Origin of the sequence: Idiomarina abyssalis (assembly GCF_900116625.1) — a bacterium.
In the GTDB taxonomy this organism is placed as follows: Bacteria; Pseudomonadota; Gammaproteobacteria; order Enterobacterales; family Alteromonadaceae; genus Idiomarina; species Idiomarina abyssalis.
Genome location: NZ_FPBE01000003.1, coordinates 236,405 through 260,356, shown reverse-complemented (window position 1 = coordinate 260,356; position 23,952 = coordinate 236,405). Strand labels below are relative to the sequence as shown.

The following is a 23,952-nucleotide window of genomic DNA, read 5'->3' as shown; positions in this document are numbered from 1 at the left end:
AGAAGTTAACGTCAATTGACACGAAAAAAGGCTGCCAATCTGGCAGCCTTTTCAGAACATCTTAAAACTCATGTGTTTTAGATATCTTCAATCATATAGTCGATAGCGGCCTGAATTTCGTCTTCAGAACAGTCGCTACACGTTCCCATGGGCGGCATAGCGTTGTAGCCTTCAACCGCGTGTTTTAATACAGTTTCCATACCTTGGTCTAAACGTGCTTCCCAGTCAGATGCATTGTTCATTTTAGGCGCACCCATAACACCGCTGGTGTGGCAGGCTGTGCAAAACTTATCGTAAACTTGCTGGCCTGACCGTGGACCGCTGCTTTCTTCAGCAGCACTGCTCTCACCAGCCACATAGTGCTTACCTGCTGGCTTAATACGCTCTGCTATCGCTTCGCGTGACATATCATCCTGTACAGATGACGCACTGATGCTTAGCGCAAACAGCATAGAAATAGTGCCCAAAACGCTCTTAACGAAAAATGAATTCATAACTTTCACTGGTTTCTCCTACAAATGGCTGGTGTTCTTGCACGCCCAGTTAGTGGATGCGATTATAACCACAAATGCGCAAAGGATAAACACTTGGCTGAAATTGCTCGCAAAATAGCTTTGCTGGATCTGGATGCTTTCTTTGCTTCGGCCGAAGAATTGCGTGATCCCAGCCTGAAAACGCGTCCATTTGCTGTTGGCGGCGGCGGTGAGCGAGGCGTGGTGGCAACTTCAAATTACCTGGCTCGTCAGTACGGCGTAAAAAGCGCCATGCCGGGCAGCCATGCGCGACGTCTGTGCCCACAATTAACGTTTATACGGCCTGATGGAAATTATTATCGGGAACTCTCCAACAAGGTTCTGGATGTTCTGCAGGAACTGACGCCACGTATTGAACCTGCTTCTATCGATGAGTTCTATTTAGACTTAACCCACCTTGAAGGCTTTAAAGGCAGTGCCACCCTGGCTATGAACCATGTTCGCGAGCGGATAAAAACGCTTGGAATAACAGGCTCTGCCGGCATTTCCAATCAAAAAATGGTTGCGAAAATAGCCAGCGAAGAGCGTAAGCCCGACGGCCAGTTTGTTGTTCATCCTTCCGAGGTACTGGATTACATATCGGCTTTAAATCTGAAGCAGATCCCCGGCGTAGGCCCGAAAAGCCAGCAGGTACTGACAAATCATGGTTTGACCACGGGTAAAGACATACAACAAATTGAGCTAAAACAACTGCAGGCTATTCTTGGGGAAAAGGCCGGGTATGTTTTATTTGAGCGTTGTCATGGTCGTGACCGCCGGGAGGTGGTGACTGAACGTATTCGAAAAAGCGTGGGCGTTGAGCAAACGTTAACAACCGATATGCGGCTGGAGTCGACGGCACAGGCTTATGTTCAGGACAACTTATTACCCAAGCTGCGGCAACGGATGAAGATATCACATTGGCGGGAACAGCCCATTCGCAGTCAAACCCTTAAACTGAAGTTCTCAGACTTTACTCAAACAACGGTCTCGCGCAGTTCTCAGTTTATTTCGCCCAGCTTGTTTTATCAGCTCTTAGATGAAGCCTGGCAGCGCGGTAAAGGGAAAGGTGTGAGGCTGTTGGGGATCAGCGCAACACTGCCTGACCCCAACGAGCAATTACAACTCGAACTTGAGCTGGATTAATCGTCTTTGACGATAACGGTGATTTTTTCTGAAACAACAGCAGGGTTATGCGGCACGTGGTTTTTATCACCCAGAATGAGCTGCAACGTATGTTCACCCGGCTCTAAAGTCACCGTGGTTTCCGTCTGACCACCACCAAAGTGAATAACATCGCCACCCATTGGCTTATCCATAGCCGGCAATTCATTTTTATCTATTAGCAAGTGGTGATGCCCGGTATGTTTTACGTCAACACCCGCTGGTGCCACACCCATACCGCTTAAACCAAACTTAACTTTAAAGGTTTTACCCACGGTCTCACCGTTTTGCGGAGAGATAATGTAAGCCTGGGCTTCTTGCGATGCTTCCGTACGTTCTGTTTCTGCTGCCTGTGCGGTTGCAAGTACAGGGCCGCCTAACATGGCTAAAGCGCCAATCATCCATGCTTTATTCATAAGTTTCTCCAGTTATTGATATCAATCAATTCAGTTTAAACTGTGTCACCAATTGTTCCAAGCGTTCAAATGCCGTATTCAGTTCACGACATGCCTGCTTGGTATTATTTAGATTGCTGACACTCTGATCGTTCATACTACTAATATCCATAATGTCACGATCCAGTGTTTGGATCACTGAAGTCTGTTGTTCCGTTGCTGAAGCCACCGAATGATTCACATCATCGATATTGACGATAATGCCGTTAATCTCTGACATGTGTTCAGCAGATTCCTCTGCGCTTAGCACACAGGCACTGCTTATTTCCTGACTTTCTTTGATAACTTCAACGACACTGCGCGTACCAGCCCTGACCCGTTCAATCATTGACTCGACTTCGGTAGCCGATGACGATGTCCGCTGCGCCAGGTTACGCACTTCGTCGGCAACGACCGCAAAACCACGACCAGCTTCACCAGCCCTTGCCGCTTCAATCGCCGCGTTAAGTGCCAGCAAGTTGGTTTGCTCGGTAATGCCTTTAATCACTTCAATAATATTTCCAATATTCTGCGTATCTTCATCCAGGGTATGAATGGCCTGGCTGGAGGCATCCATGCGCTCGGACAAGTGCTGAATTTGCTGTCGGTTGTGTTGCAGCGAATCTCTTGCCGATGATGCTTTTGCAGTACCTGAACTGGCCTGCTCAGAGGCTTTTGCAGCATTTTCCGCAATCTCGTGCGCACTGGCGCCAAGCTCATTAATTGCGGTTGCGACAGAGCTGGCTTTACCCGCCTGCTCGCTACCAATATCCATAGAGTCATCATTCGCTTTGACCATACTGCGAATGTTACTTTCCACCTGTTGGGCCGCCGCATTCACCTCAAGTAAGGCTTGCTGAATTTTTTCAATAAATTCATTCATGCGCCGTGAAACCAAACCAAACTCGTCATCTGATTCAACCGGCAGCCGCTGAGTTAGGTCACCCTCACCACGAGCCATGTCAGTAACAGCTTCATTGAGTCTGCGCAGCGGCTTCAGCAGTAAACGCAGTAGCCAGGTGAGTGATACAACAACCGCGACAATACCAATAATCAGGTAGATCACTGCGGTCCAGGCAAAGGTCGACACGTTACTGTAAGCCTGGTCGCGATCAATAACGACACCCAGGTACCAGTCGACGCCCTGAATACCTTTTATTTTATGAAAAGAAACCAGCTGTTCGGTGTCATTAATGCGGTATTCAGAAAAGTCCGGGCTCAATGACACCGGCTGCCCGGCGTAGTCATTCACAGATTTTTCAATCCAGTTTTCATCCGGGTGAACCAGAATATTACGGTCACTACTTACCAGAAAAGCAAAACCCAGGCCCATAAAGTCGATGTCGTTTACAATGTTCGAGATTTCATCCAGCATCATGTCGCCGCCGGCAACACCGACCAGCTGGTTATTCCGACGCATAGGAACGACTGCGGTAATGGTCAATTCGTTGGTTGTAACGTCGATATACGGCGCGGTATAGGTTGGTTGCCCTTCATCAACCGCTAATTGATACCAGGGGCGGCTGCGGGCATCGTAATCATCGGGCAAATCAATGCTCGGATCATCCAGCAGGAAGGTCCCGTCAATTAAGCCATAGTAAACATTTTTAAACTTCCCGGCCGCTTTTGACTGTTGCACGCGTTCTAATGAACGGGCGGTGGAATCATCAACGTCATAGGCGTCAGCCGTTGCCTGAACAATGCTCATACGGTCATTGAACCACTGCGAGATATTGCTTGATACAGAGTCCGATAACGCCTGCATCTGATGCTGCAAGTTACTACGGGTTTGAGTCGACATCTGCAAAAAGTTAGTGAGCGTAAAGACACCCAACACTAACACCAGTATTAGCGATGCAACAGCCGTCACTTTTTGTGTAAACTTCAATTTTTTCAGCATCTTAAAAGCATCTCTTATTATCGTTCTATTATGAGCATTCTTAGGCGGTCAGTCGTTTTATCGGGCTATCCCACTTGAATGTCCGTTTCCGGGAAGCGGATGTGTCGTTTCCTTGGCGTTGCCAGAAAATAAGCCAATGTTAATGGCCCGACACGTCCGGCAAACATCAGGAACACCAACACCAATTGGCTTGCCGTCGTTACTTCTGCGGTAACTCCCCTGGACAACCCAACAGTTGCCGAAGCCGATAAAACTTCAAAGGTTATATCTATAAACGGCAGCGGATTCAAAATCATTAGGATAAATATACCCAGAAACATCAAAGTTAAGGTAACTAGAGTGACCGCAAGTGCTTTCATCACCACTTCCTGAGGAACGGTACGGTTCAATAAAGTGACGTGTTCACGGCGGCGAAGAAAAGCATAAGTAGCGACCAGCAAAACAATAAAAGTCCCTAACTTTATGCCACCAGCAGTACTCATTGAACCGCCACCAATAAGCATTAACAACATGGTATACACGGCACTGGCGTCCGTCATTGCTCCGGTATCAACCGTATTGAAACCTGCCGAGCGAGGGGTGGTTGCCTGAAACCAGGCAGCCATAGCCTGGTCCCCAAAACTTAAGTTAGCGAATGTTGCCGGGTTATTCATTTCCAGCAGCCAAATAATAGCTACCGACAATACATTAATAATTAAGGTCGCCCATAAAATGGCCCGGGTATACACCGAAAATTTATACCAACGGCGTTTTTCGTAGATATTGGTAATCACCGAAAAGCCCAAACCACCAATAACAAACAAAATGCTGATAATAAGGTTCACGGGTACACTACTGGCATAATCCACAATACCGTTAGGAGACAAAACAAACCCGGCGCTGTTAAAGGCAGAAATAGCGTAAAAAATGCTTTCAGCAAAGGCATCAATAAAGCCCTTTTCCTGCCACCAGGTGAGCGTCAGGCCTATTATTGCAATGGCTTCAACGATTAAAGCCAAAGAGACCACCGCTTTTGCCGTGCGCCCAATACTGGCGAGACTGGTTTGCTGCATAGCCTCTTTTGCCAGCACCTGATGTTGCATACCGACGTGTCCGCCGATTGAAATGGCGGCCAGAACAGCAAAGGTCATGAAACCTAAGCCACCCGCCTGAATGAGCAAAGCCAGAATCCCCATTCCAAATGGGGTGTAAGTCGCCCCGGTGTCCACGACAACGAGTCCGGTTACGGTCACAGCGGAAGTAGCCGTGAATAGACTTTCTAACCAGGTTATCGGTTGTTCGGTCGCAAAAGGCAACTTCAACAATAAGGTGCCCAATAGAATTAAGCAGGCAAAACCTCCCGACAGAATAACCGGCGGACTGGCACTAAAAGCTTTTCGCCTTTTCCTGCCAGGGCGTCGGTAAAGCCAGGCTGTTGAAGGGATCCACTGCTTCATGAAGACTCTTTTAACTTAGGTGCAATGGCTTTCAGAGCCTTTAAGCTGCCAGCCATCACCAAAGTTTCATTGCCTTCCAGAGTCATCGACATAGAAGGATCCACTGTCACCTCATCACGCCGTTTAATTAATAAAACATGAAAATACTCACTGTCATCGGGCATGATGTCTTCCAGGGTCTTACCCTTAAGGTACTCGCCAACACTAATTTCGACACAATACCAATTATGGCCAAGCGACATATATTCGTTGACCATTGGGTAGTTCAGTGACTGCGCAACTCGTATTCCCATCTCTTCTTCAGGGTGAATAATGCGGGTGACACCCAGCTTAGACAGAATTTGGTGATGAGACTTAGACGTTGCTTTGGCCCAGATTTCTTCTACACCAATACTTTTTAAGTGCAGAACACACAGTAAGCTTGCCTGGAGATCCTCTCCAATAGCAACAAGCACCACTTCACAGTTGGTTAAATCCAGCTCGCGCAGCGCTTTCTCATCGGTCACATCAGCAATGGCTGAATGCGTTAACACATCAGCCATCGCCTCTACCGCTTTCTCGTCCGAATCAACACCGATTACCCGGTGCCCAAGGTCAAGCAGTTCCTTCGAGGTTCGGGCACCAAAGCGCCCTAAACCAATGACGCCAAATTCTGCCATGTCAGACTCCTATTGTGCTTTTGCCGGCGCCAGGAACAGCGCATTCATCAGCAAGGTGTTTAAACCGTCCATGTAAGCGCGGTAAGTGGGTTCCTGAGTAAAGCTGATAACCATACCATTACCCGTTGGCTGCCACATTAATAGCGGTTTGTAAGGCAGTTGCTGTGCAATGTCATCCCACAAAAAGCCGCTAGCCAGCATATCGTCCGCACCCGCAAACCAGGCAATATTTCTACCCTGGTTGATATCAATAGGTGTAAACACATCGTTGCCGTTATAAATACTGATAACCTGTGGCTTTACACCGGCACTTAACCAGTGGTCGGTATCCACCTCAGCATTTAGCAGCGCACCGGGCACCCAGTCCGGGTCAGCGCCGTGCGGCTTTATTTCCGTTAAGAACTGCTCGCGGCTTTCAATGACTTTACCGTCCACTTTAGCTTCGTCTTCCGGCTTAGTAACGCCTTCTTCGGGGACTTTGCGCTCAAGTTTAGTGTTTAACACGCCGGCTTCAACGGCCCAGGCAGAGGCGCTGCCTAAGGTTAATAAAACACCGCCGTCTGACACCCACTGCTTAATTTTTTCAACCGCTTTGTCATTTAAGACGTCTGCGTAGCGCCCCTCCGGCAGGATCAGAACATCAAGACCGTCCAAATCAGAACGAAGCAACTGCATAGTACGAATAGCTGTTACCGGATAGCCCATCTGACGCTCAATAACAAAGCGTGTATGGCCCGCATTATAGGCACTGACGGGTTCGTCCCAGGCAATAGCAATGTTTGGCGCTTCGAGCTTACTCACATTATGTGAACCGAAGTTCGGACCAGCGGTCATCCAGCTTGAATCGACGCCTTCAACGGTTGCGCCCGAGGCTTTAGCCAGTTCCTGCAGTTTTGCCTGTAAGCCACCCTGGTTGTCTGCGCGGGTTAAAATGAGCGAACCACTTGGAAAGTCGCCGGCGCTTTCATGGGTAAAGGCTAATTCGCTTTGGCGAACTTCCAGGCCTTCCCGCAAGGCGGCAGTAAGGAAGCGACCCGCATTCATGTCACCCCAACGAACCAAAAAGGCCACCTTGGCGTCCGGGTTAATGACCTTACCGGGTTCAATGCGCCCTTCTTCAACCGATGCCGTGGCAACATCCGGCAGGTCATCACACTGATGACTGTCAACGTTAAACATTAATGGCAGTGACCAGCCGGTTACATCATAAATTTGGTCCGGCAGGTTGTTGTTTCGGCGTTGTTCCTGCTCCGCCAAAAAGTCATCCGCCATGTCCACTTGCTTATCCATTAAGGTACGTATCATGCGGTGTGCAGGTTGTGCCATATCAATGATGTAAGCGCCGACTTCATAGTCAGTTCCGCACACATCAAAGGCTTCCTCCGCCTGGTTCACATCAGCACCCTGCTCAACCAGCAAGGACGCCAGCTTGCGCGCAGCAGCCGGATCATCTTTAGCGGGCAGAATAATAGAACGGACATCGCCGTCTTCACCGGCTTCAACCGCTGATTTACGGTATTCCCAGAACTTCTGCAACAAGGCTTCTCGACGCTCGGAAACCGTCTGTATTGTCGAAATAGACGCAATAAAATGCTGTTGAACACCATCGGCGTAGGTCAGCACGTCGCCGTCTTCGCGCTCAAACAAATGTCCACGCGCCGAAGCCATTTCATAAGTCATAGCAACTGAGCCCTGATAAAGCGGCCAACTGGCGCCATACCCCGGGTAAAAGGCATCAAAAATTTCACGGGTAAAGTAATCAAAGCCTTTTTCATCAAACCACTGACCATTATTCTTACCAATCCAGTTCAGCGTTTCCCGCTGCGCTTCGGTTATCAGTGGGTTATAAGGCCGCGCCTCGGGGGTGAAATAGTATGTGGAATCACCGCTCATTTCGTGCAGGTCAACAAACACCAGCGGATAATATTTTAGTAAGGCGTCAATTTGTCCGCTTATTTCAGGCTGCGTCAACGCAATCCAGTCGCGGTTCATATCAAACAGGTAATGGTTAGTGCGCCCGTTCGGCCAGGGTTCGTTATGCTCTGCACTGCGACGATCGCCTGAGTGCTCAAGCCCAACACTCATGTAGTAACGATCCACAAAACGAGCCCGCCCATCGGGGTTTTGCAATGGATCAATAAACACCATGGTGTTGTCCAGCCACTGCTGAGTCTGCTCACGCTGGTCATGCAGTAAATGATAAGCCGTCATCATAGCCGCTTCGGGCGAGGAAATTTCATTGCCGTGAACGCCGTAGGACAGCCAGATGCTGCCGGGCAATTGGTCAATTAACTGCTCAGCGTCATCGCTGTCGGTTTTACGCGGGTCTGCTAAGGACTGCATTCCCTGCATGAAGCCGTCAAAGTCGGCCATGTTCTTTTCACTGGAAATAACCGCATAATAAAGCGTGCGTCCTTCCCAGCTTTTGCCGTACTCAAGCAGTTTTACCTGTTTCGGATAGGCCTGCTTCAGTGCTTCAAAATAGCGGCTCATATCCGCCGGACTGGTAATTTTGGTACCCATGGGGTAACCCAGAACTTGCTCGACGGTCACTTCGGAGTCGCTGTACCTGGCTTCAGGGAGTATGGAGCTTTCGCCGGACAGCTGCTGTGCATGGGTGGGTATCACGAACCACGAGGCGGCTACCAGCGCCGCTAATTTGAGACTGCGCATCTTCATTCCTGTTGTTTTACACACTGCCGAAACAATGCTTAGGGTTTATTTTTATGTCTCCCTAATGTAAAAGCTTGAACAAGGTAAGTGAAGCTCAATTTAGGCGCTATGAATAAAAAGACTCAAATAATCACACTAATGGTGGCTTTAACTACCACAATAATTCTGGCCGGCTGTGAAGTGACACCGAATAACGTCAGGCGAGTAGTTACTTCTGGCATCCTAAGCGGAAATGACCCCACAGCGGTTGTTGAATCGTTAGCTCGTGAGCGTCTCAATAGCTACCGCAGTAACCCCCGTCAGCTTATTAGCGATATTGAAGATCTGCGCAAAGCACTGCGCGACCTTCGTACCGTTGCCGAAGCCATTTGGGGTGAAGAAAAAGACACGGTTCCCAGCGAGAAAAAGTACGTTAAATACAGCGATAACTTTCATGCCAAAGCCGTGGTTGATTTTGAGCAAGGCCTGCTGACCGTAGCCACTTTACATGACAGCGGCGATCCCGCCGAAACCCGGCAAAAATTGCAGGCGGCAATTGTACGCACGCTGCTGACACCCGCCGATCTCACCGCCGTTGATATATTTACCGATAAAGAGCCAGAAGGTTCAGGAAAGCCCTTTTTGCGAGGCCAGGTTGTTGACCAGGACAATGTCGTGGTCGAATACCAGTGGCGAGCCAACCGTTTTGCCAAGTATTTAGTTAACAACGAGCTTCGCACTCGCCGTGCCAAAGACAACGACGTTTATGAAGTACAAATTGCGCTGGTGGACGACCATAAAGCGCTACGCAAACATCAATATTCCGATTACGTGATTGCCGCCGCGAAGCGCTACGACATTGAACCTGAGCTTATTTACGCCATTATTGAAACCGAAAGCAGCTTCAACCCTTATGCGGTAAGCCATGCCAATGCTTATGGCTTAATGCAGGTGGTGGCAGCTACCGCCGGGCGAGATGTCTTTGAGCGGGTACGCGAAGTTCCCGGCCAGCCAACCTCTGAGCAGTTATTTGACCCCGCCCAGAACATTGATATAGGCAGTGCCTACTTATACATTCTCAATACCCAGTATTTAAAAGGCGTGCAAAACCCAAGCAGCCGTGAGTACGCTATAGTATCCGCATATAACGGCGGTGCGGGTAATGTACTGAAAACCTTTTCATCCAACCGCAACCGGGCCATTCAAATAATGAACCGAAGTCAGCCCGGTGTCATTTACCGGGACTTAACTTCAAAACATCCTTTGGCTGAAAGCCGCCGGTACCTGGAAAAGGTGATGTACTTTAAGCAAAATTACTGACAAGACCCACAGCAAAAATCTTTACCGTGTACCGGTGCTGCCGCTTTCTTCTCGACAAAAAGTACGTTGTTTTCCAGGTAAATATGCTCGCGTAAGTCGTCCTGCAACTCTTTCAGGCCGTTATAAAGCGCAGTCCAGGTGCCACAGGCGCCTTCAGGCAAAGTCAGGTTGTTGGTCAGTTCATTAATTTTATTGATTTCGTCTTCGTGCTGCACGTGTTCTTCTTCCATGACTGAAATTGGGCCGCTTGGATAGACTCCACGCGACAACATTGGGAACAGGATTTGTTCTTCTTTCATCATGTGGCTTTCCAGCTCCTGCAACATATTGTCTAAGTGCTCAGCCAGACCATTAGGCGCTTCGGCATGATCACCGTGAACCTCTTCCACGCGCATAGCTAACTGCTTTAGTTCTGGCAGCTGGTCACGATGACACTGGTGAAAGCGCAAATAGATGTGCTCGATTAATTCCTGAGGGCTCGCGTCCTGCCATTTCTGTTCAGCAGCTTGTAAACGTTCATTTAAAGTATTCATGGGGTAACTCCTGTTTGCTAAATTAAAATTTTCAGCCGTTACTTAACGGTCTAAACTTTCGCTATGGCTGTTGATTGCAACAAACAGGCCAGCTTCTACCCCATTGTGATTATTGACTCTCCGGGGTGCCAAGGTACTATCAACCCAACCAATAAGGGTCTTTTTAACCTGAGCAGTCAATTTAACCATGTTACAAGAAAGTCTATTAGCAGACCTGCTGACCGAGCAGCCTGCCGCCGTTCGTTTACAAAATTTGGTCAATACCTTACGCCGTCATTTCAACTGTGGGGCGGTGGTGTTACTGAAACTGGATAACGAGGTACTTCAGCCCGTCGCTATTCAGGGCCTGGTGCGCGAAGCTCTGGGTCGTCGCTTCGTGGTTGCGCAACACCCACGGCTGGCGGCACTGCTGGCTTCCCGCAGCCCGGTAAGGTTTGAGCATGACTCATCGTTACCAGACCCTTACGACGGTTTATTAGCCGAGCAGCCGGGTAATGCACTGCCCGTACACGACTGCATGGGAATCAGCTTGTACCTGGAAAACAAATGCTGGGGGGTGCTGACATTAGATGCCCTGCAGCCAGGCACCTTTACCGATGATTCCATACTCGAGCTGCAAAAGTTCAGTTTATTCGTTGAAACAGCGGTGCGTATTGGCCAGCTTGAGCAAAACGTCAGAGCCTTGCGTCAGGGGCAACAACGCGCCATGCCGCAAGCCGGAGCGACAGAAACCAACGACTCTGAAATTATTGGTCAGAGCAAAGCCATTGAAGGTGTTCTGAAAGAGCTTAGAGTTGTCGCCGGTGCTGACTTACCGGTACTGCTTTTAGGGGAAACCGGCGTCGGTAAAGAGCTCTTCGCACGCGAACTTCACTTATTGTCGCAGCGCAGCGATATGCCGCTTATTTATGTTAACTGTGCTGCGCTGCCAGAATCCTTAGCTGAAAGTGAGCTCTTTGGTCATGTTAAAGGCGCTTTCTCCGGTGCTACCAGCGACCGTTCCGGGCGCTTTGAGGCGGCTCATGGCGGCACCTTATTTCTGGATGAAGTGGGCGAACTGCCACTGTCGATACAGGCCAAGCTGCTACGGGTTCTGCAAAACGGTGAAATACAGCGACTGGGTTCGGACAAATACCGTAAAGTGGACGTACGCCTGATAGCAGCCACCAACCGTAACCTGCGCCAGCAAGTCAGTAATGAAACCTTCCGTGCGGATTTGTACCACCGCCTGTCGGTTTACCCGTTACCCATACCTCCTTTGCGTGAGCGCGATGACGATGTGTCGATTCTGGCCGGTCACTTTCTTGAGTTAAACCGCGCGCGCCTGGGGCTTCGTGCTTTGCGGCTGTCGCCGGAAGCGGAACTGGCCATACAGCAGTATCAGTGGCCGGGTAATGTGCGCGAACTGGAGCACGTAATAAGCCGCGCGGCCATTAAGCTGCTGAGCCATGGCGTTGAGAAAACCGATATTGCGACCATTGAGCCGGACATGTTGGATCTCGATGTTCAGTTACCCATGTCAGCCTCTCTGGATTCCGATAAAAACAGCGGAGGAGCCGAGTTGCCGGTGCATAACGTTTCCATGAAGGAGGCGGTTAGCTACACCCAAAGAAAAATGATTGAAGCGGCTTTGAGTCGGCATAACAACAGCTGGAGTCAAGCTGCTAAAGACCTGCAACTGGACGCCAGTAACCTGCACAAAATGGCAGGCCGGTTGGGAATGAAGTCATGACCCGGGAGTTGTTGATTCGGTTGCTCTGGCGCGCTCTGGCTCTATTTTTTGTGCTACTGGGGCTGATTGGTATTGCCCTGCCGGTAATGCCGACTGTTCCGTTTCTTATTGCCGCGCTCTGGGCTGCCAGCAAGGGTTGGCCTCGTTTGGAGGCCTGGCTGATTAACCACCCAAAATACGGTCCGGATATTAGAGCCTGGCGCGATAATCGCGTCATAAAACGCCGTTCCAAAGTCATAGCCCTGATTATGATGGCAACAGGTTATTTGGTGTTATGGTTATTGGTTCCACAGGTTCCCGTGTGGTTAAAAGGGCTGGTGGGTGTGGTCTTACTCACCGTGGGTTACTGGCTGGCCACTCGCCCTGAATTTGTACCTGAAAATAATGGAAACTCGTTATGAGTAAAACCCTTTCTCATCAGCAGATGCTGAAGTACAACCGGCACATTGCCCTACCGGCTATGGACTTAGAAGGCCAGGAAAGGTTACTAAACGCCCATCTGGTCATCATTGGCCTGGGCGGATTAGGCTGCGCCGTTGCGCCTTATTTAACCGCCGCTGGCGTTGGAAAGATCACCTTAGTCGATGACGATGTAATTGACCGTCATAACCTGCAACGCCAAATTCTGTTCACCGAAAGCAGCGTAGGGAATAACAAAGCAGAGCAAGCTCGCCAGCACCTGATGCAGCTGAATAGCGAAACTGACATTAGAGTACTGCCGGTACGGGCAGACGACGCTTTGCTGATGAACTTAGCAGAAGATGCCACGCTCATTGTCGATTGCTGCGACAACCTGGCGACACGTAACAGCGTTAATAAAGCGTGCCTCAAAAGTAAAACGCCGTTGGTTTCCGGCTCTGCCATTCGTTTTGAAGGTCAGATTGCCAGCTTTTCTATGCAAAACAGTTCGCCCTGCTACGCCTGTTACAGCCAGTTTTTTGGTGAGCAGCAACTCAGTTGTACAGAAGCCGGTGTTTTGTCTCCTTTGGTGGGGGTGGTAGGTACCATGCAGGCTGTCGAAGCAATAAAAATAGCGGCTGGTATTGGCCAGCCGCTGTATTCATCGGTATTATTGTTTGATGCGCTGCACAGTGACTGGCAGCGGCTCAATATTCAGAAGCACCCGCAGTGCCCACACTGTGCAGACCTTTAACCCGGGTTTCCATCAGCACGCGGCGTAGTCAGCACTTTAAAGTAAACCACAACATAAATACCGTAAGCCAAAGCCCAGGCTAAAGTGCTGAACATGAGCCACTGGCTGGTTAACTCTGGCGCCAGCCACATTAAAAAGACCCGGGTCAGTGCAGCAATTAGCACCAATAAGAATGCGCCGGTCATAATCAGTTTGGGCTGCAATGGACGGCCACTGTGCCCCAGGGATACCCGCGCTATCATGCTCAAAATCATATTACCCATAGCACCAGCGGTCAGTGCGTGCATAGCCAGGCTCTGAGTCAGCTCAAAACCGGCATAGCGCAGTGCAAATAGCGCCAACCCAACCGGAATAAACCAATAGGCCAAATGCAGCGACCACAGTAACGGCACCCGCCAGGTCATCCAGATTTTCCAGCGCGCTACCCGTATCGCTGTAGCAATAGCTGAAACGGTAAATAGGAAGACCATCACCTGACTGGGTAATATGGTGTGCAGATTCAAAAAGTGAACCGCAAAAATAAGCCACAAACTACCCAGCGCAATACGATCAAGCCAGACAATCGGCTGTACTTTCGGTGTCATAGTGCCATTGGCGGTAAACATGGGCAGTACCCGGCCGCCAATAATTGCCATAAGCAAGGCCACCAGGAACACCGCATTGTAGGCACCAAGAATTTGAATATGGTACTGACCAAAGTGCAAGCCATAATGCATAAGCAAATTACAAACAGTCAGCAACAACAGAATGGGGACAAAAAATAAGTTTCGGGTCTGATTCACCTTGAGTACCATGCGCCCGAACAAAAATGCAGCAACAGGTAAAAGACTGATATCGACTGCCGCAACCAGCCACCAGGGCAACTCACTCCCAAACAAAAGACCCAGCCGCGCTGCTGCCCATAATACCGTCAGAATGAGCAAGGTGTTGCCGTGAGGTGCTCTAAGCCCCGTCCAGTTCTGCACCGCGGTTAATAGGAAACCAAGCACAATAGCGATAACAAAGCCGAACATCATTTCATGGGAGTGCCAGAACATGATGTTGCCATATACGGGCAAATCGACCTTTCCACCAAGTGCCAGCCCCCACAACAGCATAGCGATGGCACTAAACCCTGCTCCCAGCAGGAACAGCGGTCGAAATGCCTGGCGCAGAATTGGAATTAACTGCTCTTCTTTTTGTTTGTCTGTGATCTGCATCATTGTCACCGCTTAATTTTTAAAGGTACATTTGTAATATATCTTTTATTTATCGGAAAATCGACTGCTTACTCGCGAAAATAAGTTAGTACCCCTTAGTTGATTTCGTTTCTTTATGGCAAGTAAAAATTACCCATTAAGGGGTAGCCTCCTCGCTTTTAACAGGCTTTCCCAAGACACTTGAAACTACCCTTAAAGTAGCATTACCAGAACCTTCCGCTTCGTCCTAGTCTTTTGATACTAAAGCATTTTATTGCGCTTAACAGTAAAGTTTAGCCATCTGACTTAATGGATCTAACTGGAGGTCTTTCATGAACCAACCCCTGTCAGTCACAGGTGGTCAACGCAACAGAGCGCTCGCTATTTCAACGCTGGCGTTCACGCTTTGTTTTGCGGTCTGGACCATCTTTTCAATCATCGGCATTCAGATAAAAGCCGACTTCAACTTAACTGACACTCAGTTGGGCTTACTGATGGCAACCCCGGTATTAACGGGTTCTATCAGCCGTATGTTCCTGGGTATTTGGACCGACCAGTACGGTGGTCGCAAAGTCTTCAGTATTCTCATGTTACTGACCGCAGCCTGTGTCTATTTGCTCACCTTTGCTAACAGCTACATTATGTTGTTGATTGCCGCATTAGGTGTTGGCCTGGCCGGTGGTTCATTCATTGTTGGTGTAACTTATACGGCGGCCTGGTTTAACGATGTAAAAGAAAAGCAAGGCACCGCACTAGGCATTTTCGGAGCCGGTAACGTTGGCTCGGCGGTAACTAACTTTGGTGCTCCGTTTCTGCTAATAGCCCTTGGTTGGCAGGGTACTGCGCAAATTTATGCAACGGTACTGGCTATTGCCGGTGTTGTTTTTCTTTTCCTGGCAAAAGACGATCCGCTAAAAGAAACTCGTCAGGAACTTCAGCAAAAAGGTTTTTGGGAGCAGCTGTCGCCCCTTGGTGATCTTCGTGTCTGGCGCTTCTCACTTTACTACTTCTTTGTTTTTGGTGCTTTTGTCGCGTTAGCCTTATGGTTGCCGCACTACCTTATCGGTGTTTACGAGCTGGATATAAAAACGGCCGGTATGATAGCGGCACTTTACACTGTCCCTGCTTCGTTGTTTCGTATTCTGGGCGGTTGGATGTCTGACAAATACGGGGCTCGTCGAGTCATGTACTGGACATTCATTGCATCGGTAATTTGTACTTTCTTACTGAGTTATCCCAGCACCGAGTACGCGGTTAAAGGGGTAAACCAGACTTATAACTTCCACTTCGAAATCACTTTACTTGGCTTTGTTTTCCTTACTTTTGCACTCGGCTTCTTTATGTCGCTGGGTAAAGCCGCTGTATTCAAGCATATTCCGGTTTATTACCCGAAAAGCGTTGGTGCTGTTGGTGGTGTGGTCGGAATGATTGGTGGTTTGGGTGGCTTCTTGCTGCCATTAACCTTCGGCATGCTGAACGATGTGATTGGTGTATGGCAGAGCAGCTTTATGCTGTTATTCGTTATTGCTGCAGCCGCACTCGCGTGGATGCATTTTGCTATTCTTCGCGCAGAGCGTGTTGAGTATCGCGAAGACCGCGAAGAACGCGACCTGCCCGAGCTGTCCACTCCGAACTCTATGGTGCTGGATGACTGGCGTCCGGAAGATAAAACCTTCTGGGAAGAAAAAGGTAAGCGCATTGCCACCCGTAACCTGTGGATTTCCATACCCAACCTGTTTTTGGCGTTCGCAGTCTGGACTATCTGGAGTATTCTGGTGGTCAAAATGCCGGCTCTCGGCTTCCCTTACAGCCAAAACGAACTGTTCTGGTTAGCGGCACTGCCAGCATTGTCGGGTGCGACCTTACGGATCTTCTATAGCTTCATGGTGCCGATATTTGGTGGCCGTCGCTGGACAGCAATATCCACAGCGTCCTTACTACTGCCGTGTATTTGGATTGGCTTTGCCGTTCAAAATACCGATACGCCATACATGATCATGCTGATTCTTGCATTGTTGTGCGGCTTTGGTGGCGGTAACTTCTCGTCCAGTATGTCCAACATCAGCTTTTTCTATCCACAGAAGGAAAAAGGCGGTGCCTTGGGCATGAATGCTGGTCTGGGTAACCTGGGCGTATCGGGTATGCAGTTACTGGCGCCTCTGGTTATTGCTGCCAGTGTGTTTGGCGGTATGGGAGGTGACCCACTGGTGATCCAGGAAGGTGCGAATGCGGGTCAGGAAGTCTGGCTGCAAAACGCTGCGTTCTTGTGGGTTCCGTTAATTGTTATTGGCTCTGTCGCAGCCTGGTTTGGTATGAACGACATTTCCTCAGCGAAAGCTTCGTTCAGTGATCAAGCCGTTATCTTCAAACGCAGTCATAATTGGATCATGTGTATCCTTTATTTGGGAACGTTCGGAAGCTTTATCGGCTTCGCTGCTGGCTTCCCTCTGTTATCCGGTATGCTGTTCCCTGAAGTTGACCCAACCGCTTACGCTTTCCTTGGTCCGTTAGTTGGTGCTTTGGCTCGTCCCGTCGGTGGTATTGTCGCTGACAAGCTAGGCGGTGCAAGGGTAACCTTCTGGAACTTCCTGCTGATGATTGCCGGCGTAGCAGGTGTCATGTACTTCCTGCCAATAGCCGGTACTGAAGGCAACTTCTGGGGCTTCTTCGCTGCCTTTATGGTGTTGTTTATTGCAACGGGTATTGGTAACGGCTCCACTTTCCGTATGGTTCCGGTCATTTTCCTGAACCAGCGCAAACGCGAACTGGGCGATACCAACGAAGCCATTAAGCAGGGCAATAAAGAATCGGCTGCGGTTATTGGTTTTATCTCGGCATTCGCAGCCTACGGCGGCTTCTTTATCCCGAAAGCTTATGGTTCATCCATTAGTCTGACAGGAAGCGTATCCGCTGCCTTAGTGAGCTTTATTGTCTTCTACGCTATATGCAGCGTGATAACCTGGTGGTTCTACTCTCGTAAAAACGCACCAGACCCCTGCTAAACCGTCTGGGCTCAGGTATGAAAACTATGAGTCTAATGAGTAAAGCAAAAGAACTGTCACCAGCCTACTTTGGGTTGGTGATGGCAACAGGAATCATCGCCATTGCTGCCCACCAGCAGCAATGGCCTTCAGCCTTCTTTTACATTGCACTGCTGGCTTGGGGAGTCACTTTTATTGGGTTATGCCGAAGCCTGTTGCGGCTCCGGCAGCAGAAGTAACTACTTACTTTTGGGACGAAAGGGCTTAATGAGCGATTCATCGCACTCAAGGTAAGGCCCATCCATAAGATCAATGCAATACGGCACGGCCGGAAATACAGCGTCCAGACATTGCCGAATGGCCTTAGGTTTACCCGGTAAGTTAATAATCAATGACGAGCCTCTGAGCCCTGCTGTTTGCCGCGACAAAATGGCGGTAGGAACGTACTTTAAAGACTCCTGTCGCATTAATTCACCGAAACCCGGCATCATACGGTCGCAAACGGCCTCTGTCGCTTCAGGTGTGACATCGCGTTTGGCCGGCCCGGTTCCTCCGGTAGTTACGACCAGACAGCACCCTTCTTTATCCACTAACTCTTTAATGGTGGACTCGATAAGAAGCTGTTCATCGGCAATAACCCGGTACTCTGCCTGCCACGGTGACGTTAAATAGTCGCTTAGTGTGTCTTTTATCGCCTGCCCGGAAATGTCTTCATACACTCCGGCGCTGGCCCTGTCACTAACGGTTAGTACACCAATTCGAGCTATTTTCTCTGACATAGTTATCCTTTTCGCTATAAATGCTTTGTTCCGTTACGCCGTTGCCAAACCCGCAAGCTGTAACCAATAGCCGTTACTTTCTTTACTATTTAGTTTTACGGGTTGCTCACCATCGACATTGTTACGGAAACGCCCTAGCCAGTCAAAAGTCCCTTCCGGCTGCGGGCTTATGCGTACAATATCAACCAGATCTTTCATACTGGGTAATTGATTTATAAGATTATAGCGGGTACCCGATTGCGTCTGAATGCCATTAAGCACAAACACCTGCTGCCCTTCCTGGCTTTTAACTTCGCGGCCTTCCGGATACTTTATGCAACACAGTTCGCACTGATCCTTCGGGCGGTTTTCTGACCGCGCAGTAAAGCAGCGTCCAGACCAGGCCAGTGGCATATGACCGAAAGAAAACACCTCCACCTCAAAACAGTCTCTCACCGTATTAATCAGGTTTTGCTGTAAAATATCCTGCAGCCAGTCACGCGAGAGTTCAAAAGGCGCAACCCAACGCGTCATGCCCATATCAATTAAGCGGCGCAGGCTCTGATGATTATAAATATTAATAGCCGGCCCGGCGGTAAAGTTAAGCCCCTGTTCCTGCAATATACCAATGGCGCTGACATCATTAGCTTCAACATCAAATTCACCATTGTCACAATACTTACCCAGCTCTCTTAATTCAGCAGGTGCCTCTAGTAAGGTCATGGTCGACAGCGTCACTTTCTTACCCGCTTCTCTTAGCATGTGCGCTATTGTCAGGTAGTCATCCAGCTTCAACTCACGCCGCTTGCTACAGACAGTTTCACCAAGATACACATGTTCAACATCCGACTCGGCAGCCTGCTGGTAAAAATCAAAGACCTGTTGTTTTGGCCAAAAGTACAGGTTAGGTCCTAAAGAAAACTTCATGTTGGTTACTTCCATTTCCGGTGGTACGCGCCGAGCGTCGTTTGACTGCCCTCAGAAAGCGAGGACAGAACTGAGTTCCAGTTATCTGCCACTTCAAAGTTGTCGGGGTCGGCCATAACCGTGTCTATAGCCTGACGCCACACTCTGGTAATTTGTGATACATAAGCCGGACTGCGCTGTCGCCCTTCAATTTTTAAGGAGGCAATGCCTTCTTTATAAAGTTGCGGCAACAGGCTCAAGGTGTTCAGGCTGGTAGGCTCTTCCAGCACGTTGTAAATTTCGTCATCGACCGAAAAGCGTCCCTTACACAAAGTGGGGTAACCGGCTTTTTCGTTTTCATCAAAACGATCAATGAGCACACCGTTAAGCCGAGATTCCAGCTTGTTGTCCTGTTCGTCCCACTCCACAAAAGCGGCGGGCGAGCAGGCTCCTGCGGTATTAGGTGATTCACCGGTCAGGTAAGAACTTAAGTAGCAGCGCCCTTCCGCCATAATGCAGAGACTACCGAAGGCAAACACCTCCAGCTCAACGTCGGTTGTGCGCGCCAGCGCCCGTACCTGCTGCATAGACAGAACCCGGGGTAAAACGACCCTGGAAACACCAAACTGCTGGTAAAATCGAATGGCACCTGCGTTGGTTGCAGAAGCCTGCACCGATAAGTGCCTCTCAACTCTCGGGTACCTTTCCGCCGCATAAGCCAAAACCGCTAAGTCAGCAATAATCAGCACATCGGCACCGGCCAGTACGGCATCATCGACCGCTTGCCGCCATTTTTCCCAACTGTTGGCATGGGCAAAGGTGTTAATAGCAACATGCAGTTTACGGCCATGCTTATGCACGTAGTCCGCTGCTTCCGATAACTTCATCTGGTTTAAATTCAAACCTGCAAAATGACGCGCATTGGTTTCATCTTTTAGCCCCACATAAACCGCATCGGCACCATTTTCTATAGCCGCTTTTAATGCAGGGATACTTCCGGCTGGACATAACAATTCCATCTGAAACCTCTATTTAACTATTTTGTAGCGCCTTATTTGTTTATTTATTATAGTGCCCAAGTCTTTTATTTTGTTGTTGTCTATGGAGCAAAAAATGAATACCACCAATTGGGTATCTTCTATACCTAAAATAATTCAGCCAATAAATAAATTAATACCAGAGCGCATTATTAACTTTGGATCTGAACAATTATTAAACCGCTTATTTAAAGAAGAAATAATATCGGGTGATCTTGACTTTATTTCTGAAAGAGTTATTGAGATAAAAGTAAAAGATATTGATTTATCACTCTTTTTAACCTTAAAAGGGAACCAGCTAAAAGCCCTTAAGAGGCCTGTAAATGCCGACGTACAGCTTTCAGCAGATGGTGACGCGCTGCTTTTATTGATTTATGGCAAGGTTGATCCTGACACTTTATTTTTCAACCGAAAGTTAATGGTAAAAGGCAATACCGAATTAGGGTTACATTTAAAAAACTTCTTAGACACTATTGAGGTAAATCAAAAGCTTCCCAAGGCCTTATTTTTAATAGGCGACCGCTTTAGCGATTTTATTTATAAAGAAAAAGGTGAAACAATACAGATAAGTTAATTAAATAAGTTTTGACCGAGGTCAAGAGGTGGTTATGAGTACAGTTACCTGGGATAAAGAATTAATCGAAAAATACAACATTAATGGACCTCGTTATACGTCTTATCCCACGGCGTTGATGCTTTCCGAACAATTTTCAGAAAACCGCATTGAAGCCGCACTAAAAAATGCAGGTGACGGACTCTGTTTGTATTTGCACTTACCGTTTTGCCATAAGCTTTGCTACTACTGTGGTTGCAATAAGGTGATCACCCGCCATCAGCACAAAGCCGATAAATATCTGGATTACCTGGCCAAAGAAATGGCGATGTACCAGCCCATGGTAAAAGACAAGAAGATCCGCCAAATTCATTTAGGCGGCGGTACTCCAACCTTTTTGACTGAACAGCAGTTGACCCGGTTAATGGACTTGGTTCACGAGAACTTTACTTTTGCCAGTAATCCGGAAGTCAGTATTGAAATTGACCCACGCAGTTGCAGTGATGAAAAACTTCGCCATTTGCGCGAGTTAGGCTTTAACCGTGTCAGCTACGGCGTACAAGACTTTGACAAAAAAGTTCAGATTGCCATTAACCGCGTACAGGATGTCGATTTAATCGCTCATCAGCTGAAGCTGAGTAAAGAACTGGGCTTTGACTCTATTAACCTGGACTTAATTTACGGACTGCCCTACCAACGTCCGGAAACCTTTAGGAAGTCGATTGAGCAAGTGATTGAAATGGACCCTGACCGTATTTCGGTATTCAGCTATGCGCATTTGCCTGAACGCTTTGCCGGGCAGAAGAAAATACCAGAAGAGTCCATTCCACAACCTTCGGTTAAGTTAAGCCTGCTGGAACAAGCCATTACTCAGCTTAGCGAGGCCGGTTATCAGTTTATTGGCATGGACCACTTTGCGAAGAAAGACGACGGTCTGGCAATTGCTCAGCGCGAAGGTCGTTTGCAACGTAACTTCCAGGGCTATACGACCGACGGGCAGGATGCATTACTGGGCCTGGGCGTATCATCCATTAGCCAGGTAAACGGTGTGCTCTGGCAACACGAAAAAGAGCTACCGGCTTACTACAAAATGATAGATAACGGACAAAAGCCCATTATCAAAGGCATGGCATTAACGGACGAGGATAAAATTCGCGCCGCTCTAATTTCTCAGGTTATCTGCCACTTTGAGCTGGATATTGAGGCCTTTAAAGCCGAGTGGAATATCGATGACTTCTGGGCACATTTCGCCGAAGCCATACCGCTGTTAAAACCGTTTATTGAAGACGGCTTAGTTGATGTATCGGATAAAAAGCTGCGTGTCACAGAATTAGGTCGCCTGTGGGTTCGCAGCATCTGCGCATGCTTTGACGAATACCTGGACCACGGCCAGAACCGCTACTCCAAAGTGGTTTAGTAGAAAGAGGTAAGCCGGTCTTCATACGTTTGGGGCGATCAGGAAAGGACGTTCACGTGGTTAGAGCTTCCAACTCAGAGAGTGAGTAGCGCCAAGGATGGCGCCACTCAAGCCCCCATGGCTGGGTTTACGGCGTCTCTCTGAGAACAGAAGCCCTGCCCTGAGAGAGCTCTTCCCTTCCCACTAACTAAATATGAAACGTTGTTTCGTTAAGCCACAGGTGCAGTAATATGCTGGCTATGTAACCTAGTGCTATGACCGGGGTCCATTTCAGGTGGGAGGCAAAGGTGTAGTAGCCTCTGGCCTGCCCCATTAGAGCGACACCGGCTGCTGACCCAATGGAGAGTAAGCTACCACCGGTACCTGCGGTTAGGGTAATGAGCAACCACTGACCATGTGACATATCGGGTTCCATCGACAGTACAGCAAACATGACCGGAATGTTGTCAATGACCGCCGAAACGACACCCAGAATGGTATTCGCCATTGTCGCACTCATACCGCCGTAAAGCGTTTCAGAAAGCAGGCTCAGATACCCCATAAAGCCAAGACCGCCAACGCATAAAACGATTCCGTAGAAGAACAACAGAGTGTCCCACTCCGCTCGCGAAACCCGGCTGAATACATCAAAAGGCACCACACCACCTAATTGCTCCAGCCGTTTTTGGTCGCCTACGCGCTCTGCCATCGCTCGTTTACGAGCTAGAGAGCCTGGTAGTGTCATACGTAAGAAGTAACCGAAGAACTGTAGATAACCTAAGCCCATCATCATGCCCAGCACAGGCGGCAGGTGCAGTACAATATGACAAGTTACCGCTGTAGCTACCGTCAGTAAGAATAAGGCGGTAATTCGCAGCGCACCACGTTTTAGTTCCACCTCGGTGTGCAGTGTTGTCGGCTTTTTATTTTCAATGAAAAAGCTCATCACAATTGCCGGTACTAAATAGTTAGCAACCGATGGCAAGAACAAACGAAGAAACTCAGTAAAAGTGACCTGTCCTGCCTGCCATACCATTAACGTGGTGATATCACCAAAGGGGCTGAAGGCACCACCCGCGTTGGCCGCAACCACAATACTGACACAACATAAGGCGACAAATTTCTTATCGTCCTGGGCAACTTTCATGACCACGGCACACATCAATAAGGCAGTCGTTAAGTTATCCGCCACCGGAGAAATAAAGAAGGCCAGTAAGCCGGTTATCCAAAACAGCTGCTTATAACTAAAGCCTTTTTTCAGTAACCAGGCTCGCAGTGCATCGAACAAACGGCGCTCTTCCATGGCGTTTATATAGGTCATGGCCACCAACAGGAAAAGCATCAATTCCGCAAACTCAAGCAGGTTATGGCGAAAAGCAGATTCGGCCATAGCGGCCTGATCACCGGTATACACCCAGCCAATTAAAATCCAGATGAGGCCGGCGGCAACCAATACCGGTTTTGACTTACGCATATGGAGCTTTTCTTCGCCCATCACCAAAATGTAGGCGAGAACAAAGATGATAATGGCGGTGTAGCCAACAGTAGACTGGGTTAAATCAAAAGGAGAGATGGCGGGCTCTGCCGCCAGTGCCGATACCGAAAAAAACAGGGTAATAACGGTAATCAGAAATTTTGTCATGGCCAC

General features: G+C 48.7%; 21 protein-coding genes. 9 read left to right on the top strand and 12 right to left on the bottom strand.

All coding sequences use genetic code 11. From position 1 onward, the window contains the following. Positions 1 to 77: 77 nt before the first annotated feature. Positions 78 to 503: a c-type cytochrome gene (locus BM359_RS08330; protein WP_054488595.1), complete on the bottom strand. Its 426-nt coding sequence runs from the start codon at positions 501 to 503 to the stop codon at positions 78 to 80. Positions 504 to 587: 84 nt separating this feature from the next. Here BM359_RS08330 and dinB point away from each other — a divergent pair, with 84 nt between their 5' ends. Then, complete coding sequence (gene dinB, locus BM359_RS08325) at positions 588 to 1,658, top strand: DNA polymerase IV (protein ID WP_054488597.1); 1,071 nt, start codon at positions 588 to 590, stop codon at positions 1,656 to 1,658. Here dinB and BM359_RS08320 read toward each other — a convergent pair. The 5 genes from BM359_RS08320 to BM359_RS08300 all read right to left on the bottom strand — a co-directional run bounded on the left by BM359_RS08320 (position 1,655) and on the right by BM359_RS08300 (position 8,778). Then, positions 1,655 to 2,092, bottom strand: a complete 438-nt coding sequence (locus BM359_RS08320; protein WP_054488599.1) for a DUF4399 domain-containing protein — start codon at positions 2,090 to 2,092, stop codon at positions 1,655 to 1,657. The genes dinB and BM359_RS08320 overlap by 4 nt on opposite strands. A gap of 25 nt (positions 2,093 to 2,117) precedes the next feature. Then, positions 2,118 to 4,010, bottom strand: a complete 1,893-nt coding sequence (locus tag BM359_RS08315) for a methyl-accepting chemotaxis protein (RefSeq protein WP_054488601.1) — start codon at positions 4,008 to 4,010, stop codon at positions 2,118 to 2,120. 65 nt (positions 4,011 to 4,075) lie between these two features. Then, a complete protein-coding gene (locus tag BM359_RS08310; protein ID WP_054488603.1) occupies positions 4,076 to 5,446 on the bottom strand; it encodes a TrkH family potassium uptake protein in 1,371 nt (456 codons plus the stop codon). Next, on the bottom strand, positions 5,443 to 6,105 hold the full coding sequence (locus BM359_RS08305) for a potassium channel family protein (RefSeq protein WP_054488606.1): 663 nt from the start codon (positions 6,103 to 6,105) through the stop codon (positions 5,443 to 5,445). The genes BM359_RS08310 and BM359_RS08305 overlap by 4 nt, the downstream gene beginning before the upstream one ends. A 9-nt stretch (positions 6,106 to 6,114) precedes the next feature. After that, complete coding sequence (locus BM359_RS08300) at positions 6,115 to 8,778, bottom strand: M14 family zinc carboxypeptidase (protein ID WP_054488608.1); 2,664 nt, start codon at positions 8,776 to 8,778, stop codon at positions 6,115 to 6,117. Between the two features lie 87 nt (positions 8,779 to 8,865). Here BM359_RS08300 and BM359_RS08295 point away from each other — a divergent pair, with 87 nt between their 5' ends. Further along, positions 8,866 to 10,077 carry a murein transglycosylase domain-containing protein gene (locus BM359_RS08295; RefSeq protein WP_234972480.1) on the top strand — a complete coding sequence of 404 codons (1,212 nt, stop codon included), beginning with the start codon at positions 8,866 to 8,868 and terminating at the stop codon, positions 10,075 to 10,077. On the opposite strand, the gene BM359_RS08290 is transcribed toward BM359_RS08295, so the two are convergent. Then, complete coding sequence (locus BM359_RS08290; RefSeq protein WP_054488612.1) at positions 10,071 to 10,610, bottom strand: hemerythrin domain-containing protein; 540 nt, start codon at positions 10,608 to 10,610, stop codon at positions 10,071 to 10,073. The two genes, BM359_RS08295 and BM359_RS08290, sit on opposite strands and share 7 nt — an antisense overlap. Positions 10,611 to 10,797: 187 nt before the next feature. Between BM359_RS08290 and norR the strand changes: the two genes are divergently transcribed. Genes norR through BM359_RS08275 form a run of 3 tightly spaced genes read left to right on the top strand, consistent with a single transcriptional unit; the run spans position 10,798 to position 13,495 of the window. Continuing rightward, positions 10,798 to 12,342 (top strand): nitric oxide reductase transcriptional regulator NorR, encoded by a 1,545-nt coding sequence (norR, locus tag BM359_RS08285; RefSeq protein WP_054488614.1) that lies wholly within the window; start codon positions 10,798 to 10,800, stop codon positions 12,340 to 12,342. Next, positions 12,339 to 12,743: a YbaN family protein gene (locus BM359_RS08280; RefSeq protein WP_054488616.1), complete on the top strand. Its 405-nt coding sequence runs from the start codon at positions 12,339 to 12,341 to the stop codon at positions 12,741 to 12,743. The genes norR and BM359_RS08280 overlap by 4 nt, the downstream gene beginning before the upstream one ends. Continuing rightward, positions 12,740 to 13,495 (top strand): HesA/MoeB/ThiF family protein, encoded by a 756-nt coding sequence (locus BM359_RS08275; protein WP_054488618.1) that lies wholly within the window; start codon positions 12,740 to 12,742, stop codon positions 13,493 to 13,495. The genes BM359_RS08280 and BM359_RS08275 overlap by 4 nt, the downstream gene beginning before the upstream one ends. On the opposite strand, the gene BM359_RS08270 is transcribed toward BM359_RS08275, so the two are convergent. After that, positions 13,492 to 14,694 carry an NnrS family protein gene (locus BM359_RS08270; protein WP_054489063.1) on the bottom strand — a complete coding sequence of 401 codons (1,203 nt, stop codon included), beginning with the start codon at positions 14,692 to 14,694 and terminating at the stop codon, positions 13,492 to 13,494. The genes BM359_RS08275 and BM359_RS08270 overlap by 4 nt on opposite strands. Before the next feature lie 311 nt (positions 14,695 to 15,005). Here BM359_RS08270 and BM359_RS08265 point away from each other — a divergent pair, with 311 nt between their 5' ends. Further along, positions 15,006 to 17,675 (top strand): nitrate/nitrite transporter, encoded by a 2,670-nt coding sequence (locus BM359_RS08265; RefSeq protein WP_054488619.1) that lies wholly within the window; start codon positions 15,006 to 15,008, stop codon positions 17,673 to 17,675. Between the two features lie 35 nt (positions 17,676 to 17,710). Then, entirely contained in the window at positions 17,711 to 17,893 is a 183-nt protein-coding gene (locus BM359_RS08260) for an SLAC1 family transporter (protein ID WP_159430341.1), read from the top strand. On the opposite strand, the gene mog is transcribed toward BM359_RS08260, so the two are convergent. From mog to ubiU, 3 genes are read right to left on the bottom strand one after another with little or no spacing between them, the layout of a single operon-like run. Next, on the bottom strand, positions 17,894 to 18,433 hold the full coding sequence (gene mog / locus BM359_RS08255) for a molybdopterin adenylyltransferase (RefSeq protein WP_054488623.1): 540 nt from the start codon (positions 18,431 to 18,433) through the stop codon (positions 17,894 to 17,896). 33 nt (positions 18,434 to 18,466) lie between these two features. Continuing rightward, positions 18,467 to 19,339 carry a U32 family peptidase gene (locus tag BM359_RS08250; RefSeq protein WP_054489065.1) on the bottom strand — a complete coding sequence of 291 codons (873 nt, stop codon included), beginning with the start codon at positions 19,337 to 19,339 and terminating at the stop codon, positions 18,467 to 18,469. Between the two features lie 5 nt (positions 19,340 to 19,344). After that, positions 19,345 to 20,337, bottom strand: coding sequence for a ubiquinone anaerobic biosynthesis protein UbiU (ubiU, locus tag BM359_RS08245; protein WP_054488625.1), 993 nt, complete (start codon positions 20,335 to 20,337; stop codon positions 19,345 to 19,347). Positions 20,338 to 20,431: 94 nt separating this feature from the next. On the opposite strand from ubiU, the gene ubiT reads away from it, so the two are divergent. Then, complete coding sequence (ubiT, locus tag BM359_RS08240; protein ID WP_054488627.1) at positions 20,432 to 20,929, top strand: ubiquinone anaerobic biosynthesis accessory factor UbiT; 498 nt, start codon at positions 20,432 to 20,434, stop codon at positions 20,927 to 20,929. Between the two features lie 34 nt (positions 20,930 to 20,963). Then, on the top strand, positions 20,964 to 22,325 hold the full coding sequence (gene hemN, locus BM359_RS08235) for an oxygen-independent coproporphyrinogen III oxidase (RefSeq protein ID WP_054488629.1): 1,362 nt from the start codon (positions 20,964 to 20,966) through the stop codon (positions 22,323 to 22,325). 187 nt (positions 22,326 to 22,512) lie between these two features. On the opposite strand, the gene nhaD is transcribed toward hemN, so the two are convergent. Next, positions 22,513 to 23,946 (bottom strand): sodium:proton antiporter NhaD, encoded by a 1,434-nt coding sequence (gene nhaD, locus BM359_RS08230; RefSeq protein WP_054488631.1) that lies wholly within the window; start codon positions 23,944 to 23,946, stop codon positions 22,513 to 22,515. Positions 23,947 to 23,952 lie beyond the last annotated feature (6 nt).

Coding starts and splice junctions, on each gene's coding strand:
- BM359_RS08260 (WP_159430341.1), top strand. CDS start 17,711: ATGAGTAAAGCAAAAGAACTGTCACCAGCCTACTTTGGGTTGGTGATG.
- norR (WP_054488614.1), top strand. CDS start 10,798: ATGTTACAAGAAAGTCTATTAGCAGACCTGCTGACCGAGCAGCCTGCC.
- BM359_RS08310 (WP_054488603.1), bottom strand. CDS start 5,446: ATGAAGCAGTGGATCCCTTCAACAGCCTGGCTTTACCGACGCCCTGGC.
- BM359_RS08265 (WP_054488619.1), top strand. CDS start 15,006: ATGAACCAACCCCTGTCAGTCACAGGTGGTCAACGCAACAGAGCGCTC.
- BM359_RS08305 (WP_054488606.1), bottom strand. CDS start 6,105: ATGGCAGAATTTGGCGTCATTGGTTTAGGGCGCTTTGGTGCCCGAACC.
- nhaD (WP_054488631.1), bottom strand. CDS start 23,946: ATGACAAAATTTCTGATTACCGTTATTACCCTGTTTTTTTCGGTATCG.
- BM359_RS08320 (WP_054488599.1), bottom strand. CDS start 2,092: ATGAATAAAGCATGGATGATTGGCGCTTTAGCCATGTTAGGCGGCCCT.
- hemN (WP_054488629.1), top strand. CDS start 20,964: ATGAGTACAGTTACCTGGGATAAAGAATTAATCGAAAAATACAACATT.
- ubiU (WP_054488625.1), bottom strand. CDS start 20,337: ATGGAATTGTTATGTCCAGCCGGAAGTATCCCTGCATTAAAAGCGGCT.
- BM359_RS08280 (WP_054488616.1), top strand. CDS start 12,339: ATGACCCGGGAGTTGTTGATTCGGTTGCTCTGGCGCGCTCTGGCTCTA.
- ubiT (WP_054488627.1), top strand. CDS start 20,432: ATGAATACCACCAATTGGGTATCTTCTATACCTAAAATAATTCAGCCA.
- BM359_RS08300 (WP_054488608.1), bottom strand. CDS start 8,778: ATGCGCAGTCTCAAATTAGCGGCGCTGGTAGCCGCCTCGTGGTTCGTG.
- BM359_RS08315 (WP_054488601.1), bottom strand. CDS start 4,010: ATGCTGAAAAAATTGAAGTTTACACAAAAAGTGACGGCTGTTGCATCG.
- BM359_RS08270 (WP_054489063.1), bottom strand. CDS start 14,694: ATGCAGATCACAGACAAACAAAAAGAAGAGCAGTTAATTCCAATTCTG.
- BM359_RS08275 (WP_054488618.1), top strand. CDS start 12,740: ATGAGTAAAACCCTTTCTCATCAGCAGATGCTGAAGTACAACCGGCAC.
- BM359_RS08290 (WP_054488612.1), bottom strand. CDS start 10,610: ATGAATACTTTAAATGAACGTTTACAAGCTGCTGAACAGAAATGGCAG.
- BM359_RS08250 (WP_054489065.1), bottom strand. CDS start 19,339: ATGAAGTTTTCTTTAGGACCTAACCTGTACTTTTGGCCAAAACAACAG.
- mog (WP_054488623.1), bottom strand. CDS start 18,433: ATGTCAGAGAAAATAGCTCGAATTGGTGTACTAACCGTTAGTGACAGG.